This window comes from Rathayibacter sp. AY1F6 (assembly GCF_002932035.1).
In the GTDB taxonomy this organism is placed as follows: domain Bacteria; phylum Actinomycetota; class Actinomycetes; order Actinomycetales; family Microbacteriaceae; genus Rathayibacter.
In genome coordinates, this window is sequence record NZ_PSVD01000005.1 from 58,083 (window position 1) to 72,329 (window position 14,247).

Here is a 14,247-nt window from a genome sequence, read left to right on the forward strand (position 1 = left end):
TCCGTGTCCAACGGAGGATCTCGGTTGGATTGATCGTCCCTGCTGGATAATGGGCGGATGGACGACCGCCAGCTCGCCGCCTTCGTCGCCGTCGCCGAGGAGCTCAGCTTCACCCGGGCGGCCGCGCGCCTGTTCGTCGTGCAGTCGACCCTCTCGGCGAGCATCCGCTCGCTCGAGCAGGAGCTCGGCTCGCCGCTGTTCGCCCGCTCGACCCGGCGGGTGGCGCTCACCGCGGTCGGCGAGGCGCTCCTGCCCTCGGCCCGATCGGCGATCGACAGCCTCGACCGGATGCGCTCGCTCGCGGCCGACGACGCGGCGGGGCTCCGCGGGCGGGTGCGGGTGGGCACCTTCTCCGCCCTCGACCTCGTCGACCTGCCCGGCGCGCTCGGCGTCTTCCGCACCCGGCACCCGCTGGTGGACCTGCTCCTGCGCACCTCGACCACCGGCTCCACCGGTCTCGCCGAGGACCTGCGCCGCGGCCTGCTCGACGCCGCTCTGCTGGCACTGCCCGCGGCGCAGCTGCGGGGCCTGGCGGTGACGCGGCTGGTGCGCAGCGACTACGTCCTGCTGGTGGAGAGCGCGCATCCGCTCGCCGCTGCGGGACCGCCCTCCCCGCAGGACCTCGACGGGCTCACCTTCGTGGACACGCCCGCCGGCTTCGGCAACAGGGTCGCCGTCGACCTCGCCTTCCGCGAGGCCGGGGCGTCGCGCCGGGTGGCCACCGAGGTCGCCGATCTGCCGGGGATCCCCCGCTTCGTGCAGGCGGGGCTGGGGCCGGCGATCGTGCCGCGCGCGGGCGTCGAGCCGCTGGAGGGCGTCACGGCCCTCGCGCTCGACTGGCCGGGGCTGGTCTGGGAGCTCTCGGTCTGCACGGCGCCGCGCCCCTCCGCCGCGGTGCAGGCGCTCACGGCCGTGCTGGCGGAGCGGTCGGCCTAGGCCTCAGCCCTCGCGCAGGGGGCCGCGGACGATCGAGTCGCCGGAGTGCTCCGGGTCGTCGTCGAACGGCTCCTGGGAGACGTCCACGAGCGAGTACTCGGCGAGGTCGACGTCGTCGGGGACGGCGAAGACACCGTCGGTCCCGTCGAGCACGCCGAGGCCCACCAGCCCGGAGGCGTCGGCGGCGAGGAGCCAGACCTCCCGGTACGAGTCGTCCGCGCTCTGCGCATCGAGGTGCACGTGCAGGCGGCGGGCGCCGTCGGCGTCCTCCAGCTCCGCGGTTCCGCTCGCTCCCTGCCAGTCGGGGAGAGCGGCGAGATCAGCGCGCGCCACGACGGCGGCGGTGTCGTCGCTCCGCGAGGCCTGCCACCAGGCTCCGCCCGCGACCCCGATGACGAGCGCGCCGAGAGCGGCCAGCACGGCGCTCAGAGCGCGGGGCCGGCGGCGGCGCGCGGGACGGTGCCGTCCCCGGGGAAGGGCGAGCGGAGGCGGCACGGCAGCGGCCGACGACGGCAGGGCGCCGGGCCCGAGGTCGTCGAGGGCGAGCTCCTCGCGGATACGGTCCCAGACGATCGCGGGCGGCGCCTCCAGCTCGACAGCACGGCTCGCACGGCCCAGGCCCGCGGCGTGGCCGAGCTCGACCAGCTGCCGGGCGCAGTCGGGGCAGTCGCGCAGGTGGGCCTGCTCGGCGTCGCTCGAGTGCTCGCCGAGGGCGAGCAGGGCGAGCTCGTCGGGATCGAGGTGGGTCATGTGCTGCTCACCTCCAGGCGGGAGCGGAGCCGGTCGAGGCTGCGGCGGATGTGGCTCTTGACGGTACCGAGCGGCAGGCCGGTGCGCTCGGCGATCTCGGTGTGGGTGAGGTCCTCGTAGAAGGCGAGGCCGATCACCCGCCGGGGGACGGGATCCAGGCGGGCCAGCTCGTCGGCGATCAGGATCCGCGCCTCGAGGTCGACGGGGGCCTCCCCCTCCTCGACCGGCGTGACGGCGACGAGGGCCTCGGTGAGCCTCCGCTCGCGCGCCCGCGCCTCGTGCGCGTCCGCGATCCTCCTCCGGGAGATCCCGACCAGCCACGCTCCGAGAGCCGCCCGTCCGGGGTCGAAGCCCGAGCGCGAGGTCCAGGCCGAGACGAACACGCGCTGCACCACGTCCTCCGCGTCGCCGCGGTCGCCGAGCGAGCGCAGCGCCAGCGTGAAGACCAGCGGCGACCAGCGCGAGTACGCCTCGGCGAGCGCCGCCTCCTCCCCTGCGGCGAAGCGGCGGCCGAGCCGGGCCACGAGAGCGCTGTCGGCCTCGGCGCCGTCGGCGGGCTCGATGGTCTCGATCAGGGGGTCCCTCCAGGGCTGCGGGGAGCGCTGCCGCCCGGGGGCGTGCGGCGCTGCGAGGCTCATCGTACGTCGCTGAGGCTCGGGCGGGCGGGTCAGCCGGCCTGGACGGCCGTGACCACCACGTTGCTGAGGTAGTGGCGGGTGTCGTAGTCGAAGTCGCCGCCGCAGGTGATCAGGACCAGCCGCGGCGGTCCGTCGGCGGCGAACACGGCCGAGAGGTCGACCGTGGTCTTCTCCGTGGTCTCCACCGTCGAGACGGTGTACGCGCGCTCCGCGCCGTCCGCGCCGGTGAGGGTCACGGTCTGGCCCGGGACCGCCTTCTTCAGCTCGACGAACGGCCCGAGGCCGTAGGCGAGGGAGTCGACGTGCGCGGCGATCACGACCGTGCCCTCCGGCTCGTCGAGGCCGGCGCCGAAGCGGTACCAGCCGGCGACCTGCGTGTCGGGCACGAGCTCCATCGTGCCGTCGTCCGCGACTCCGACCGGCTCGACGGCCATGTCGACGGGGAGCCCGTCGACGACGAGCCGCTCGGGAGCGAGCGCGGTGGGGGCGGGGGTCGCGCCGAGCCGGGCGTCCGCCACCGGGACGGACGGCACCGCTTCCGGCAGGGCCGCCGCGGGCGAGGAGGGGACCGTGGCCGGCACCGGCTGCTGGGGCGCCGAGGAGACGGCGGCGGGAGCGGGCTCCACCCGGGACTCCTGCGCCGCGCATCCGGCGAGACCGGCACCGGCCACGATCAGCCCGACCACGGCGAGGACGCGCAGAGGGAAGGGGCTCCGGCTCATGGCGTCCTCCTGGGTCGTGGTCGGGGGTGCCGGGACGGCCGCGCTCCAGCACGGCCGACCCGGCGGTCGGAGCCTCGGGTCAGCGACGCGAGGCGGCGGTGCGGCGGCCGATCAGCACGGCGCCGGCGGCGGCGAGGGCGGCGAGCAGTGCTCCGCCCCACCAGCCCGCGGCGGCGTCGGGACGGTTGTCCGCGGCGAGGCCGGCCTCACCGGCGGGGACGCCCGACGGCGAGGAGTGCAGTCCGTCGATGGTCTGCGTCGCGAGAGCGAGGTTGCCCTTCTCCAGGCTGCCCCAGGCGTAGACGATCGTGTTCACGCCCTCCTGGACCTGCACGTCGGCCGGGCCGATGACCGGCGCGGTGGTCCCGGTCGCGGCGACCACGGTCGAGATCGTGGCCGGGGCGAGGTTCAGCACGCCCTCGTTCGGGTTCGTCACGTTCGTCAGGACGGGCGACCCTCCGGCGAGGATGTCCACGGCCGGAGCGGCGGCGATGTGGCGGACCGTGAGCCGGCCCTCGCCCGCGGCGGTCTTCGAGATGTCATTGGTGAAGAGGGTCGCGGTGGGGGTGTTGTCCGGCTTGAGGTGCGCCGCGACGGTGTAGCTCTTCCCCGCCTCGAGGCTGATGTCGATCGGGCCGATCACGGGGGCGCTGGCGTCCGCGGCGGTGGAGGCCGTGATGGCGACCTTGTAGGTGCCGGTGGGGAGGTCGAGCGGGCCGGCGAGCGAGCCGGGGGTGAAGTCGTCGAGCGTCAGCTTGCCGTCGACGTAGACGTCGACCGGGGTGTCGGGGACGGCGTGCAGGACCGAGAGGTCGGCCGAGTCGGCGTCGGCGGCGGCGGCGGGCGTGGCGGCGATGCCGACGACGGCCAGGGTTCCGATGCAGGCACCGGCGAGCAGGCTGCGGGAGAAGCGGGAGGTGGTCACGGTGTTCCTCTTTCACGATGGGACCCGCGAGGGGTCGGGGGGTGGTCGAGAAGGGCCTTCACCACTACTTCCGGCCGAGGCGCCTCCTCGGATGCACCCGGTCTGAGATTCCTCGAAAGAATTCCTGCCGGACGCTTCGCGAGCCCCTCGCGGCGCTGGCCCGAGCGCCCGCGCCGGGCTAGCCTCCGACCAGGAGGTGCGGAGGATGGGCAGGCGCGGCGTGGTCCTCCTCCTCGCCGCCGCGGCGCTCACCACGGCGGCGGTCGCGGGCGTGCAGGGCTCCCTCGCCCCCCGGGCGCCGGTCGCCGACCAGGCCGCCGCCGCCTCCGACGCCCCCGCCCAGTGTGACGACGCCCGGGAGCTGCTGGCCGCCTCGTCCGCCTTCGAGGGCGGAGCGGGCGTGCCGGCCGGCCACCTCGTGGCCTGCCTCGACGAGGACCACCGGCGCCTCACGATCCACAACCGCACCCCCGTCGTCTGGAGTCTCGGCGACTCCTCGGTGCGGGGCGTGACGAGCGGGACGGACGGAGTGACGGGTCTGCTGAGCCTGCACGCGTCGCAGTCCTCCTCCGGGCTGCTCCTCGCACCCGGATCGGCGGCCTCGGTCTCGGCCGGCGACGGGAGGATCAGACCGCGGCCCGACGAGCCCTCGACCCGGCTGCAGCTCGCGCTCACCGCGGTGGTCGCGTCTCAGGATCAGGCGATCGGCCCCTCCGCCGGTCCCGACAGCATCATCCGCGGCGCCGCGCTCACCTGCGCGGTCGTGGTCGCGGAGTCGGACACCGGCTGGCGGGTGACCTCGCCGCGGGCTCTCGCCGCGGCGGCCGAGGACCCGGTGTGCGCGCGCGACTGGGCCCGCGCCCAGCGCAGCGCGGCGGCCTGGCGGATCGCCCTGCCCGGGCTCGTCGACGCCGTGGAGGCTCCCGGCCGCCCCGAGGAGGACACGGCGCTCCAGCGGGCCGCGGCCGACTGGTTCTCGGCCTCGAGCGGCTACTCGTGGGGCGGAATCGACCGCCCCGCTCCCCTGCCCTGACCGGCGCCGCGCGCCTCGTCCGCCCGGGAACGCGGAACGGGCCGCCCTCCGCGAGGAGAACGGCCCGTTCGGCAAGAAGTTCGCGGTGTCATCGAGACCGCGCCCTGCTCCGGGAGGAGCTAGCGGCGCAGACCGAGACGCTCGATCAGCGAGCGGTAGCGGTTGATGTCCACATCCGACAGGTAGCCGAGGAGTCGACGACGCTGACCCACGAGCAGCAGCAGACCACGACGCGAGTGGTGGTCGTGCTTGTGCTCCTTGAGGTGCTCGGTGAGGTCCTTGATCCGCTTGGTCAGGACGGCCACCTGCACCTCGGGGGATCCGGTGTCACCGGGGTGGGTCGCGTACTCTTCGATGATCGCCTTCTTGACATCTGCTTCGAGTGCCATATATGGGATCCCCTCTCTCTCGTTGCGCGGTGCCCGGCGCCTGATGCGTGGGCTCTCTTGATCCGCGGCCGTCGAACGGCAACCGGACGACTCTACCAGAGGGAGGGCGGTATCAGGAGCCGGTGGCCCGGTTCCAGAGCACGACGAGCCACGGCGAGACCAGCAGCTGCCAGTAGACGAGCACGAGGACGTTGAGGACCACGCCGATCCAGCCGGCGATCGGCGGGCGCTTCTCGCGACGACGGGCGCGGAGGGTGGAGACGGCGAGCAGGATCCCGGCGAGCAGGACCGCGTGCACGAGCGCGGTGTAGAGCACGCCGACCAGCAGATCGCTGACGGCCTGGTCGCCCGGGTAGGCGCCGAGCGAGATCAGTGCGTACCAGACGAAGAACGACAGCGGGACGGCGAGGACGGCCAGGAGGACCGAGACGATCCCGGCTCCGTAGCGGCGGAGGAACCCGCGGGCTCCCGAGGCCGTGGCACCGGTCCGAGCGGCTCCGGCGCGGACGCCGCCCGTGGAACTGCGCCGACCGCCCGTGGCGGCCGCCGCGCGACGCGCGCCCGCCTCGGCGGCGGTGCGGATCGAGCGTCGCGAGGGGGCGGCTCCGGCTGCTCGCGGGGCAGGAGGACCCTGACGCCCGGGCGCGCCGTCGGATGACGTGCTCATGCCTCTCACCCTAGGGGATGACCCCTGAGCCCCCGGATCGGCGCGACGCGGCCCGCCGGGGCGGCGGAGTCAGCAGAATGGAGCGAGTGAGCCAGACCCCCCGCGCCCCCCGGCGCAGCCACGTCCTCGACGTCTCCCCCCTCCGCGAGTCCCCGGCTTTCGCCCGGCTCTGGGCCGGCAACGTGATCTCGGGCATCGGCGGCCAGATGACGATCGTCGCGGTCGGCCTGCACATCTACGAGCTCACCGGATCGACCCTCGCGGTCGCGCTGGTCGGCGTGGTGGCGCTGGTCCCGACCGTGATCGCCGGCCTCTACGGCGGGATGCTCGCCGACGCGTTCGACCGCCGCCTGGTGCTCCTGCTCGCCGCGGTCGTGGCCTGGGGCTCGACCGCGGGGATCGCGGCCCTCGCCTGGCTCGGCGCCGAGACCCCGCTCTCCCTCTACGTGCTCACCGCCGTGAACGCGGTGGCGACGACGGTGATCGTGACCACCCGGATGACGCTGGCTCCGCGGCTGCTCCGCACCGAGCTGGTCCCCGCCGCCGCCGCGCTGGGCGGCATCGCGAGCGGAGTCGAGGTGACCGTGGGGCCCGCCCTCGCCGGCGTGCTGGTCGCCTCCTCCGGCTTCGCGATCACGTACACGATCGACGTCGTGCTGTTCCTCGCCGCGTTCCTCGGCATCGCGGGGCTGCCGGCGCTCGTGCCCGAGGGCGAGCGGCAGCGGCCGGGGCTGGAGTCCCTCCGCTACGGCCTGGGCTTCCTCAAGGGCGCCCCGAACATCCGGATGTCCTTCCTGGTCGACATCGTGGCCATGACCTTCGGACAGCCGCGCGTGGTCTTCCCGGCGGCCGCCGCCGTGCTGCTCGGCGGAGGCGCGGTGACGGTGGGCGCGCTCACGGCCGCGTTCGCGATCGGGGCGCTGATCAGCGGCGTCTTCTCCGGCCGGCTGACCGGGGTCCGCCGGCAGGGCCTCGCGATCGGCCGCTCGATCCAGGTGTACGGAGCGTTCGTGGTCGCGTTCGGCGCGGTCCTGCTCGGTGCCGCACTCGTGCAGCACGACGCGTCGGCGCCGAACGCGGTGCTCATCGCGCTGGCGGCGGTCGCCCTGGCCGGCGCGGGCGCCTCCGACAACGTCAGCTCGATCTTCCGGCAGACGATGCTGCAGACCGCGGTCCCCGACAACATGCGGGGTCGGCTCCAGGGCGTGTTCATCGTCGTGGTGACGGGCGGCCCGCGGGTCGGCGACCTCTACACGGGACTGCTCGCCTCGCTCGCGCTGCTCTGGCTGCCGCCGCTCGCGGGCGGGCTCGCGATCATCGCGATCCTCGCCGCGGTGCTGCGACTCCGACCGGGGTTCCGTGGGTACGACGCCCTGCACCCGACGGCCTGAGCGGAGGGGCGTCTCCCTCGAGCCGGATGGGACAGCGCGCCCGCCCGCTCGGCTCAGGCCGGCGGACGGGCGCGCCGGGGATCAGTCGCCGGAGGCCGCGTCGGCGCCGCCGCCGTCGGTCAGCCGGTCGTCCGAGACCAGTCCGCTGTCGTCGTCGCGGCCCTCGACCCGCACCGGGCGGTAGACGTGGAAGCCGTCGTCGTCGGGCTCCAGCTCCCAGACCACCTCGACCTCCTCGCCGTCGATGTCGGCCAGGCGGGTGAAGGAGCGCTGCGGGGAGCCGTCGATCATCTCGAGGCGGATGCTCTCCTGCTCCGCTCCGCTGTCGAGGATGGCGGTGTACGTCGATTCGGTGTCCATGCCTCGACGCTAGACACGCGCGGTGAGGCGTCGCCACCCCTTGCGGCGGCGCACGGTCCGCGTAGCGTCGGCACCATGACCGACACCGACATCACTCCCGCCGACTCCGACGACCGCGAGCAGATCACCGAGATGGTGAAGAGCGCCGGGATCGGGCTCCTCACCACCGTCAACGCCACCGGGCAGCTCGTCAGCCGTCCGCTCAAGGCCCAGGACATCGACTTCGACGGCGAACTGTGGTTCTTCACGCAGGACCCGTCGCCCAAGCTCGACGACATCCGCGCGAACCCGAGCGTCAACGTCGCGTTCGAGTCGAAGAAGGGCTACCTGTCGGTGGCCGGCTCGGCGACTGTCGTGCACGACCCGGCGAAGGTGGACGAGCTGTGGTCCCCGGCCGTCGCCGGCTGGTTCCCCGACGGCAAGGACGACCCGACCGTCGCGCTGATCCGCGTCGAGGCCGAGACCGTCGAGCTGTGGGCGACCGACGAGCCCCGTCCGGTCGTGCTGTTCAAGGTCCTCAAGGCCGCCGTCACCGGCGGACAGCCCGACATCGGCGAGAACCGCACCGTCTCCTTCGAGTGATCCCTCCCCCCGAGGCGCCGCCGGGGCGCGGCGCCTCGCGGGGACAGGCGTCAGGCGCCGCCGAAGCGCTCGGTGCGGACGCGCTCGGGCGCGTGGCCCTGCTCGACCAGGGCGGTGGCGACGGCCTCGACGAACGAGGTCGGGCCGCACACGTAGACGGTCGGCTCGAGCGGGGCCGGCAGAGCCGCCTCGGCGAGCAGCTCCGGAGTGACGCGGCCGGCCGGACGCGCCGCTCCCGCCGGCGCCACCCGGGTGAAGACGTGGTCCACCGCGACTCCGCCCGTCGCGGCCGGCCGCTCGGCGAGCGCCGCCAGCTCCTCGCGGTAGTAGGCGAAGACGGGCGAGCGGACCGAGTAGAGCAGCTGCATCCGCGCCGCGCTCCCGGCCCGGGCGTGCTCGCGCGCCATCGCCATCAGCGGCACCACGCCGCTCCCGCCCGCGATCAGCTGCACCGGCTCCGCCTGCTCCGGACGCCAGACGAACCAGCCGCCGATCGGACCGCGGATCTCGAGCCGGTCGCCCGCTTCGAGGCCGTCGACCAGGTACGGGGAGACCTCCCCGTCGTCCAGCCGCTCGACCGCGAGCTCGACCCGCTCCCCGTCGGCCGGGGCGCCGATCGAGTAGGAGCGGCTCGCCTGGTAGTCGTCGGGCGCGGTGAGGCGCACGTCGAGGTGCTGCCCCGCCAGGTGGCCCGGCCACCCGGGCACGCGGAGCACCAGGAGGCGCGACGTGGGCGTGAGCGGCGCGACCGACTCGGCCACCGCCTCCGTCCACATCACCAGTAGCGCTCCTCTTTCCAGGGGTCCCCGTGCATGTGGTAGCCGTTCTGCTCCCAGAAGCCGGGCTCGTCGCCGGGCATCAGGCGGAGCGTCCGGACCCACTTCGCGCTCTTCCAGAAGTAGAGGTGCGGCACCAGGAGCCGGGCGGGGCCGCCGTGCTCGGCCGCGAGGGGCTTCCCCTCGAACTCGGTGACGACCCAGGCCCTCCCGCCGCGGATCTCGGCGAGCGGGAGGTTCGTCGTGTAGCCGCCGAAGCTCTGCGCCATGACGAAGCCGGCATCCGTCTCCAGGCCCTCCAGCAGCGTGTCGACCGAGACGCCGCGCCAGCTGGTGCCGAGCTTCGACCACCGGGTCACGCAGTGGATGTCGGTGTGCACGTCCTCGTGCGGAAGCGCGTCGAACTCCTCCCGGTTCCAGCGGCGGACGCCCGCGGGGCCGCCGTCGATGGAGAAGGCCCACTCGTGGATGTTCGGGGTGGGCCCGATCGAGAGGACGGGGAAGCCGTTCTCGAGGTGCTGGCCCGGCGGGAGGTCCGGGTCCGCCTCCCTCTTGCCGAAGAAGCCCCGCGTGATGATGCCCATGTCCGCCCTCGTCGTCCTCGGGGCCTGGCCCCGGATCGCTGGAAACCGCTCGTCGCGCTCACGCTACCGCTCGGTGCTACCGCATGCGGGCCCGCCGGGCGAGCCCGGGACCGTGTCGGACGTCGGTGCCAGGATCGGGGCATGAGACGAACCGTCGTGCCGCCGTACCTCCTCGTCCGCATCGCCCGCCTCGACGATCCGGCCTTCGCCCGGGCCGCGCGCGCCGCGAGCCGCTCGCTCGAGCAGGACGTGCCGTTCCGGCGCGTCCGGCCCGGAGAGCCCGCGCCCGACCGCGGGGCGCCGACCGCCGCCGCGACGTCCTCGCCGCGCACCCGCGTGCAGTCCCTCCAGCGCACCATCGCGGACGCGCGGACCGAGGAGACCCTGCCCGGCACGGTCGTCCGCCGCGAGGGCGAGGCGGCCACGGGGGACGCGGCCGTCGACGAGGCGTACGACGGCCTCGGCGCGATGTCGGCCTTCCTGCAGGGTGCGTACGGCCGCGACTCGATCGACGACGCCTGGCTTCCGCTCGACGCGACCGTGCACTTCGGCGACGACTACGACAACGCCTTCTGGGACGGCTCGCGGATGGTCTTCGGCGACGGGGACGGCCAGGTGTTCCGCCGCTTCACCGTCTCGCAGAGCGTGATCGGCCACGAGCTCGCCCACGGCATCACCGAGTACACGGCGAACCTCGTCTACCGCGGCCAGTCCGGAGCGCTCAACGAGTCGGTCTCGGACGTGTTCGGAGCCCTGCTGGAGCAGTACGGCGCGGGCCAGAGCGCCGACGAGGCGAGCTGGCTGATCGGCGAGGGGCTCTTCACCGACGAGGTGCAGGGCACGGCCCTGCGGTCGATGATCGCCCCCGGCACCGCCTACGACGACGACGTCCTCGGCTCCGACCCGCAGCCGGGCTCGATGGCCGACTACGTCGAGACCGACGACGACAACGGCGGAGTGCACATCAACTCGGGGATTCCCAACCGCGCGTTCGCCGTGGCGGCGACGACCCTCGGCGGGAAGGCGTGGGAGCGCGCTGGGCAGGTCTGGTACGACGTGCTGACCGGGGGCGTCCTCACCGCGACGGCCGACTTCGAGGCGTTCGCGGCGCTCACCGTGCGGGCCGCCGCCGAGCGCTACGGATCCGGCTCCGAGGTCGAGGCCGCCGTGCGCACCGGCTGGACGACGGTCGGCGTGACGCTGTCCGCCTGAGCCGGTCCGCTCGAGGACGGAGGCGGGTAGCATCGCGCGCATGGACGTCATCGTGTCGCGCAGCGGCGGAGTCGCCGGCCTCCGCCGGGTGTGGCGGGTCGACGTCGAGCAGCAGCCCGACGAGCGCGCCTGGCGCGACCTGCTCGGCTCGCTCCCCTGGGACGCCGCCGACGGCGAGTCCCCCGGCCGGGCCGACCGCTTCGTCTACGAGATCCGCGTGCAGACGCACCACGTCCGCCTCGGCGAGACCGAGCTCGACGGTGCCTGGCGCGAGCTGGTCGACCGCGTGAAGAAGGCGCAGCCCCGCTAGGAGCTGCGCCTTCGTCGTGTGCTCGGAGCTACTCGGTGCCGAGCAGGTCGATCACGAAGATCAGGGTCTTGCCGGAGAGCGGGTGCCCTCCGCCGGCCGGGCCGTACGCCAGCGCGGGCGGGCAGATCAGCTTGCGGCGGCCGCCGACCTTCATCCCCGGGATGCCCTGCTGCCAGGCGCGGATGAGGTTGTTGAGGGGGAAGTTGATCGACTGGTCGCGGCTCCAGGAGGAGTCGAACTCCTCGCCGGTGTCGTACTCGACGCCGAGGTAGTGGACCTCGACGGTCGAGCCGGGCTGCGCCTCGGCGCCGTCGCCGACGACGATGTCCTCGACGACGAGGGTGTCGGGGGCCGGGCCCTCAGGGGCGTCGACCTCGGGCTTGGTCAGGTATTCGCTGCTCATGCCTCGATCCTACGGCGCTCGGGAGCGGAGTCTGGGAGCGGGCTGCGAGCACTCACTCCACGAGCGTGAGGCGCTGCGTCGGCCGGGTCATCGCGACGTAGAGCGATGCGGCGCCGCGCTCGCCGGTCTGCGCGATGAGGCGAGGGCGGGCGATGATCACGGAGTCGAACTCGAGCCCCTTGGCGTCGTTCGTCGACAGCACGGCGATCGCGCGGTCGAGCCCGGTCGCTCCGCGGCCCACCTCCCGGCCGAACCGCTCCTCGAGGCGCTCGGTGATCGCGGCGAGGTCGTCGTCGGGCGCGATGACCGCGAGCGTCCCCTCCGCCTCGATCGCCCGGTCCTCGACGACGGCCCCCAGCACCCGCTCGGCGAGGCTCGCGTCGCCGCGATCGCGGATCGTCCGCACCGGCCACTCGGTGGAGCGCACGGCCTCCCCCGGCGTGATCTCCAGCCCGTTCTCGCGCGCCGTCCGCTCGGCGAAGGCGACGATCTGCGCGGGCGTGCGGTAGTTGACCGTCAGCTCCTCCAGGCGCCACGGCGCCGCCTCCACTCCCCGGCCCTGGCGGCCGAAGGTGTCGCGGAGCGCGGCGTCCCAGCTCGAGGCGGCGGAGGCGCCGGACGCCTGCGCGACGTCGCCCACGATCGTGAACGAGCGCATCGGGCAGCGGCGCAGCAGCACCCGCCACTGCATCGGCGAGAGCTCCTGCGCCTCGTCGACCACGACGTGCCCGTAGGTCCAGGTGCGGTCGGCCGCGGCCCGCTCGGCGGTGGTCCCGAGCACCGAGCGCTCGGCGAAGCCGGCCGCGAGGTCCTTGGCGTTGACGAGGCCGTCGACGCCCATGTTGCGGATGGCGGCCTCCGCGTTCTCGACGTCGCGCTTGCGCTGCTCCTTCTCGGCCTTCTTCGAGGCGTCGGCGTGGTCGTCGTAGGCGCCGAGCAGCTCCGCGGCCTCGTCGAGCAGCGGTACGTCGGAGACCGTGAACGGAGCGTCGCGGTCTCGGCGGAGGAGGGAGCGCTGCGCGGCGGTCCAGCGCGGCGTGAGGGTCGCGAACCAGTTCGGACGGGCGTAGAGGTCCTGCAGCAGCTTCTCGGGGGTCAGCGGGATCCACGCGGTGTTGAGAGCGACGCGGACGTCGTGGGCGGTCCGCACGTCCTCGCGCAGCACCGCCTCGTCGGCCTCGTCGACCGTGCTGCCGTGGCTCCGCAGCTGATCGGCGAGCTGGCGGGTGAGCTGCGAGAGCAGCGTCTTGACGAAGGAGACGCGCGCCTCGTTGTGCGGCTTGCGGGTGTCGCGCGCGCGGGTGATCGCGCGCTCCACGTCCTGCGGCTCCAGACGGAGCTTCTCGCCGTTGACGTCGAGCACCTGGGTCTCGGCCGGGACGGTCTGGCGGGAGCGGACCGCGCGCTTGAGCAGCTCCGCCATCCGCGCCGAGCCCTTCACGCGGGCGACCGCGGGCACGTCCTCCTCGACGAGGTCGAGGCCCGGGTAGAGCTGGCCGAGCGTCGAGAGGACGACGCCCGTCTCGCCGAGCGAGGGCAGCACCGCCTCGATGTAGCGGAGGAAGGACCGCGAGGGGCCGACCACGAGCACGCCGGAGGAGGCGATGCGGTCTCGGTAGGAGTACAGGAGGTAGGCGGCCCGGTGCAGGGCGACCGCGGTCTTGCCGGTGCCCGGCCCTCCCTGCACGACGAGCACGCCGCGCAGCTCGGACCGGATGATGCGGTCCTGCTCGCTCTGGATGGTCGCGACGATGTCGTGCATCCGGCCGGTGCGCTGCGCGCCGAGAGCCGCCATGAGCGCGCCCTCGCCCTGCAGCACGGTGCCCTCGCGCAGCAGCTCCTCGTCGAAGACCTCGTCCTCGAAGCGGAGGACCTCGCGGCCCCGAGTGGTGAGGTGGCGCCGGGCGCGCGTCCCCATCGGCCGGGCGGCGGTGGCCTGGTAGAACGCGGCCGACTGCGGGGCGCGCCAGTCCAGCAGCAGCGTGTCCTGCTCCTCGTCGCGCAGGCCGATCCGGCCGATGTAGCGGTGCTCGGCGTCGGCGTCCGCGAGCGTCAGCCGGCCGAAGGCGAGCCGGTCGTCGGCGCCGGTGAGCGAGCGGATGCGGTCCTCGTAGAGCCGCGCGTAGGCGTCGCGCTCGGAGCGGCTCTGGTGGTTGCCGCCGACGCTCTCGATGCGGACCGTGTCCAGAGCCTCGCGGGCCTGGGCGATCAGCTCGTCGAGGCGGGCGTAGAGCGCCGCCACGTAGTCGCGCTCCCGAGAGAGCTCGGTGGCCTGCACAGTGCTGCCGTCCGTCATCGTCCGCCTTCCGAGGGTCCGCCGCCGCGGGCCGGGAGGCGCGGGATGCGCTCCGGGGGCCGCGGGAAAACAGGCGGTCCAGTCTACCGAGCGATCCGAAGCGGGCCGTGCCGACAGCGGGATCCGGATGCCTCTTGCGCTCGGCGCCGCGGAGGAGCATCCTCTCTCTCACGAAGAGCTCGACGCCCCGTCCGAGCAGCCGGCCCTGCCGCTGCCGCAGGGCGTCGAGCTCTTTCTCGCGGGTGTCCGTCCTCCGTACGGTCATCGACCGGG

17 protein-coding genes are annotated in these 14,247 nt (G+C 74.1%); 6 read left to right on the plus strand and 11 right to left on the minus strand.

The window, feature by feature from the left end; genetic code table 11:
- Positions 1-57 precede the first annotated feature (57 nt).
- On the plus strand, positions 58-936 hold the full coding sequence (locus tag C5C44_RS06500) for a LysR family transcriptional regulator (protein WP_104226290.1): 879 nt from the start codon (positions 58-60) through the stop codon (positions 934-936).
- Between the two features lie 3 nt (positions 937-939).
- Here the strand turns inward: C5C44_RS06500 and C5C44_RS06505 are convergent, their stop codons facing one another.
- From C5C44_RS06505 to C5C44_RS06520, 4 genes are all read right to left on the minus strand, one after another.
- A complete protein-coding gene (locus C5C44_RS06505; RefSeq protein WP_104335551.1) occupies positions 940-1,686 on the minus strand; it encodes an anti-sigma factor in 747 nt (248 codons plus the stop codon).
- The gene (locus tag C5C44_RS06510; protein WP_104226288.1) at positions 1,683-2,324 is read right to left on the minus strand and encodes an RNA polymerase sigma factor; all 642 of its coding nucleotides are present in this window, start codon (positions 2,322-2,324) and stop codon (positions 1,683-1,685) included. The genes C5C44_RS06505 and C5C44_RS06510 overlap by 4 nt, the downstream gene beginning before the upstream one ends.
- Before the next feature lie 29 nt (positions 2,325-2,353).
- Positions 2,354-3,046, minus strand: coding sequence for a class F sortase (locus C5C44_RS06515; RefSeq protein WP_104335552.1), 693 nt, complete (start codon positions 3,044-3,046; stop codon positions 2,354-2,356).
- A 79-nt stretch (positions 3,047-3,125) separates the two neighbouring features.
- A complete protein-coding gene (locus C5C44_RS06520) occupies positions 3,126-3,971 on the minus strand; it encodes a DUF4397 domain-containing protein (RefSeq protein WP_104224813.1) in 846 nt (281 codons plus the stop codon).
- Positions 3,972-4,176: 205 nt separating this feature from the next.
- On the opposite strand from C5C44_RS06520, the gene C5C44_RS06525 reads away from it, so the two are divergent.
- Positions 4,177-5,004, plus strand: a complete 828-nt coding sequence (locus tag C5C44_RS06525) for a hypothetical protein (RefSeq protein WP_104335553.1) — start codon at positions 4,177-4,179, stop codon at positions 5,002-5,004.
- A gap of 119 nt (positions 5,005-5,123) precedes the next feature.
- Here C5C44_RS06525 and rpsO read toward each other — a convergent pair whose 3' ends face one another.
- Both rpsO and C5C44_RS06535 read right to left on the minus strand, forming a co-directional pair.
- On the minus strand, positions 5,124-5,393 hold the full coding sequence (rpsO, locus tag C5C44_RS06530) for a 30S ribosomal protein S15 (RefSeq protein WP_068252328.1): 270 nt from the start codon (positions 5,391-5,393) through the stop codon (positions 5,124-5,126).
- Between the two features lie 112 nt (positions 5,394-5,505).
- Positions 5,506-6,060, minus strand: coding sequence for a hypothetical protein (locus tag C5C44_RS06535; protein WP_104224815.1), 555 nt, complete (start codon positions 6,058-6,060; stop codon positions 5,506-5,508).
- Between the two features lie 86 nt (positions 6,061-6,146).
- On the opposite strand from C5C44_RS06535, the gene C5C44_RS06540 reads away from it, so the two are divergent.
- Positions 6,147-7,451 carry an MFS transporter gene (locus C5C44_RS06540; RefSeq protein ID WP_258062855.1) on the plus strand — a complete coding sequence of 435 codons (1,305 nt, stop codon included), beginning with the start codon at positions 6,147-6,149 and terminating at the stop codon, positions 7,449-7,451.
- A gap of 81 nt (positions 7,452-7,532) precedes the next feature.
- On the opposite strand, the gene C5C44_RS06545 is transcribed toward C5C44_RS06540, so the two are convergent.
- Positions 7,533-7,811 carry a hypothetical protein gene (locus C5C44_RS06545; RefSeq protein WP_104224817.1) on the minus strand — a complete coding sequence of 93 codons (279 nt, stop codon included), beginning with the start codon at positions 7,809-7,811 and terminating at the stop codon, positions 7,533-7,535.
- 75 nt (positions 7,812-7,886) lie between these two features.
- Here C5C44_RS06545 and C5C44_RS06550 point away from each other — a divergent pair, with 75 nt between their 5' ends.
- Positions 7,887-8,393, plus strand: coding sequence for a pyridoxamine 5'-phosphate oxidase family protein (locus tag C5C44_RS06550; RefSeq protein WP_104335554.1), 507 nt, complete (start codon positions 7,887-7,889; stop codon positions 8,391-8,393).
- A 50-nt stretch (positions 8,394-8,443) separates the two neighbouring features.
- Here C5C44_RS06550 and C5C44_RS06555 read toward each other — a convergent pair whose 3' ends face one another.
- Both C5C44_RS06555 and C5C44_RS06560 read right to left on the minus strand, forming a co-directional pair.
- Positions 8,444-9,169 (minus strand): ferredoxin reductase, encoded by a 726-nt coding sequence (locus tag C5C44_RS06555; RefSeq protein ID WP_104335555.1) that lies wholly within the window; start codon positions 9,167-9,169, stop codon positions 8,444-8,446.
- Positions 9,169-9,753 (minus strand): molybdopterin-dependent oxidoreductase, encoded by a 585-nt coding sequence (locus tag C5C44_RS06560; protein ID WP_104224820.1) that lies wholly within the window; start codon positions 9,751-9,753, stop codon positions 9,169-9,171. Before C5C44_RS06560 ends, C5C44_RS06555 begins: the two co-directional genes overlap by 1 nt.
- Before the next feature lie 141 nt (positions 9,754-9,894).
- Here C5C44_RS06560 and C5C44_RS06565 point away from each other — a divergent pair, with 141 nt between their 5' ends.
- Complete coding sequence (locus C5C44_RS06565) at positions 9,895-10,965, plus strand: M4 family metallopeptidase (protein WP_104260613.1); 1,071 nt, start codon at positions 9,895-9,897, stop codon at positions 10,963-10,965.
- Positions 10,966-11,005: 40 nt separating this feature from the next.
- Positions 11,006-11,275 carry a protealysin inhibitor emfourin gene (locus C5C44_RS06570; RefSeq protein ID WP_104233246.1) on the plus strand — a complete coding sequence of 90 codons (270 nt, stop codon included), beginning with the start codon at positions 11,006-11,008 and terminating at the stop codon, positions 11,273-11,275.
- Between the two features lie 28 nt (positions 11,276-11,303).
- On the opposite strand, the gene C5C44_RS06575 is transcribed toward C5C44_RS06570, so the two are convergent.
- Both C5C44_RS06575 and C5C44_RS06580 read right to left on the minus strand, forming a co-directional pair.
- Positions 11,304-11,678 (minus strand): FKBP-type peptidyl-prolyl cis-trans isomerase, encoded by a 375-nt coding sequence (locus tag C5C44_RS06575; protein WP_104335556.1) that lies wholly within the window; start codon positions 11,676-11,678, stop codon positions 11,304-11,306.
- 52 nt (positions 11,679-11,730) lie between these two features.
- Positions 11,731-13,974: a UvrD-helicase domain-containing protein gene (locus C5C44_RS06580; protein WP_104335557.1), complete on the minus strand. Its 2,244-nt coding sequence runs from the start codon at positions 13,972-13,974 to the stop codon at positions 11,731-11,733.
- Between the last annotated feature and the right edge of the window lie 273 nt (positions 13,975-14,247).

Coding starts and splice junctions, on each gene's coding strand:
- C5C44_RS06515 (WP_104335552.1), bottom strand. CDS start 3,046: ATGAGCCGGAGCCCCTTCCCTCTGCGCGTCCTCGCCGTGGTCGGGCTG.
- C5C44_RS06555 (WP_104335555.1), bottom strand. CDS start 9,169: ATGTGGACGGAGGCGGTGGCCGAGTCGGTCGCGCCGCTCACGCCCACG.
- C5C44_RS06565 (WP_104260613.1), top strand. CDS start 9,895: ATGAGACGAACCGTCGTGCCGCCGTACCTCCTCGTCCGCATCGCCCGC.
- C5C44_RS06535 (WP_104224815.1), bottom strand. CDS start 6,060: ATGAGCACGTCATCCGACGGCGCGCCCGGGCGTCAGGGTCCTCCTGCC.
- rpsO (WP_068252328.1), bottom strand. CDS start 5,393: ATGGCACTCGAAGCAGATGTCAAGAAGGCGATCATCGAAGAGTACGCG.
- C5C44_RS06580 (WP_104335557.1), bottom strand. CDS start 13,974: ATGACGGACGGCAGCACTGTGCAGGCCACCGAGCTCTCTCGGGAGCGC.
- C5C44_RS06550 (WP_104335554.1), top strand. CDS start 7,887: ATGACCGACACCGACATCACTCCCGCCGACTCCGACGACCGCGAGCAG.
- C5C44_RS06500 (WP_104226290.1), top strand. CDS start 58: ATGGACGACCGCCAGCTCGCCGCCTTCGTCGCCGTCGCCGAGGAGCTC.
- C5C44_RS06560 (WP_104224820.1), bottom strand. CDS start 9,753: ATGGGCATCATCACGCGGGGCTTCTTCGGCAAGAGGGAGGCGGACCCG.
- C5C44_RS06570 (WP_104233246.1), top strand. CDS start 11,006: ATGGACGTCATCGTGTCGCGCAGCGGCGGAGTCGCCGGCCTCCGCCGG.
- C5C44_RS06505 (WP_104335551.1), bottom strand. CDS start 1,686: ATGACCCACCTCGATCCCGACGAGCTCGCCCTGCTCGCCCTCGGCGAG.
- C5C44_RS06545 (WP_104224817.1), bottom strand. CDS start 7,811: ATGGACACCGAATCGACGTACACCGCCATCCTCGACAGCGGAGCGGAG.
- C5C44_RS06575 (WP_104335556.1), bottom strand. CDS start 11,678: ATGAGCAGCGAATACCTGACCAAGCCCGAGGTCGACGCCCCTGAGGGC.
- C5C44_RS06510 (WP_104226288.1), bottom strand. CDS start 2,324: ATGAGCCTCGCAGCGCCGCACGCCCCCGGGCGGCAGCGCTCCCCGCAG.
- C5C44_RS06525 (WP_104335553.1), top strand. CDS start 4,177: ATGGGCAGGCGCGGCGTGGTCCTCCTCCTCGCCGCCGCGGCGCTCACC.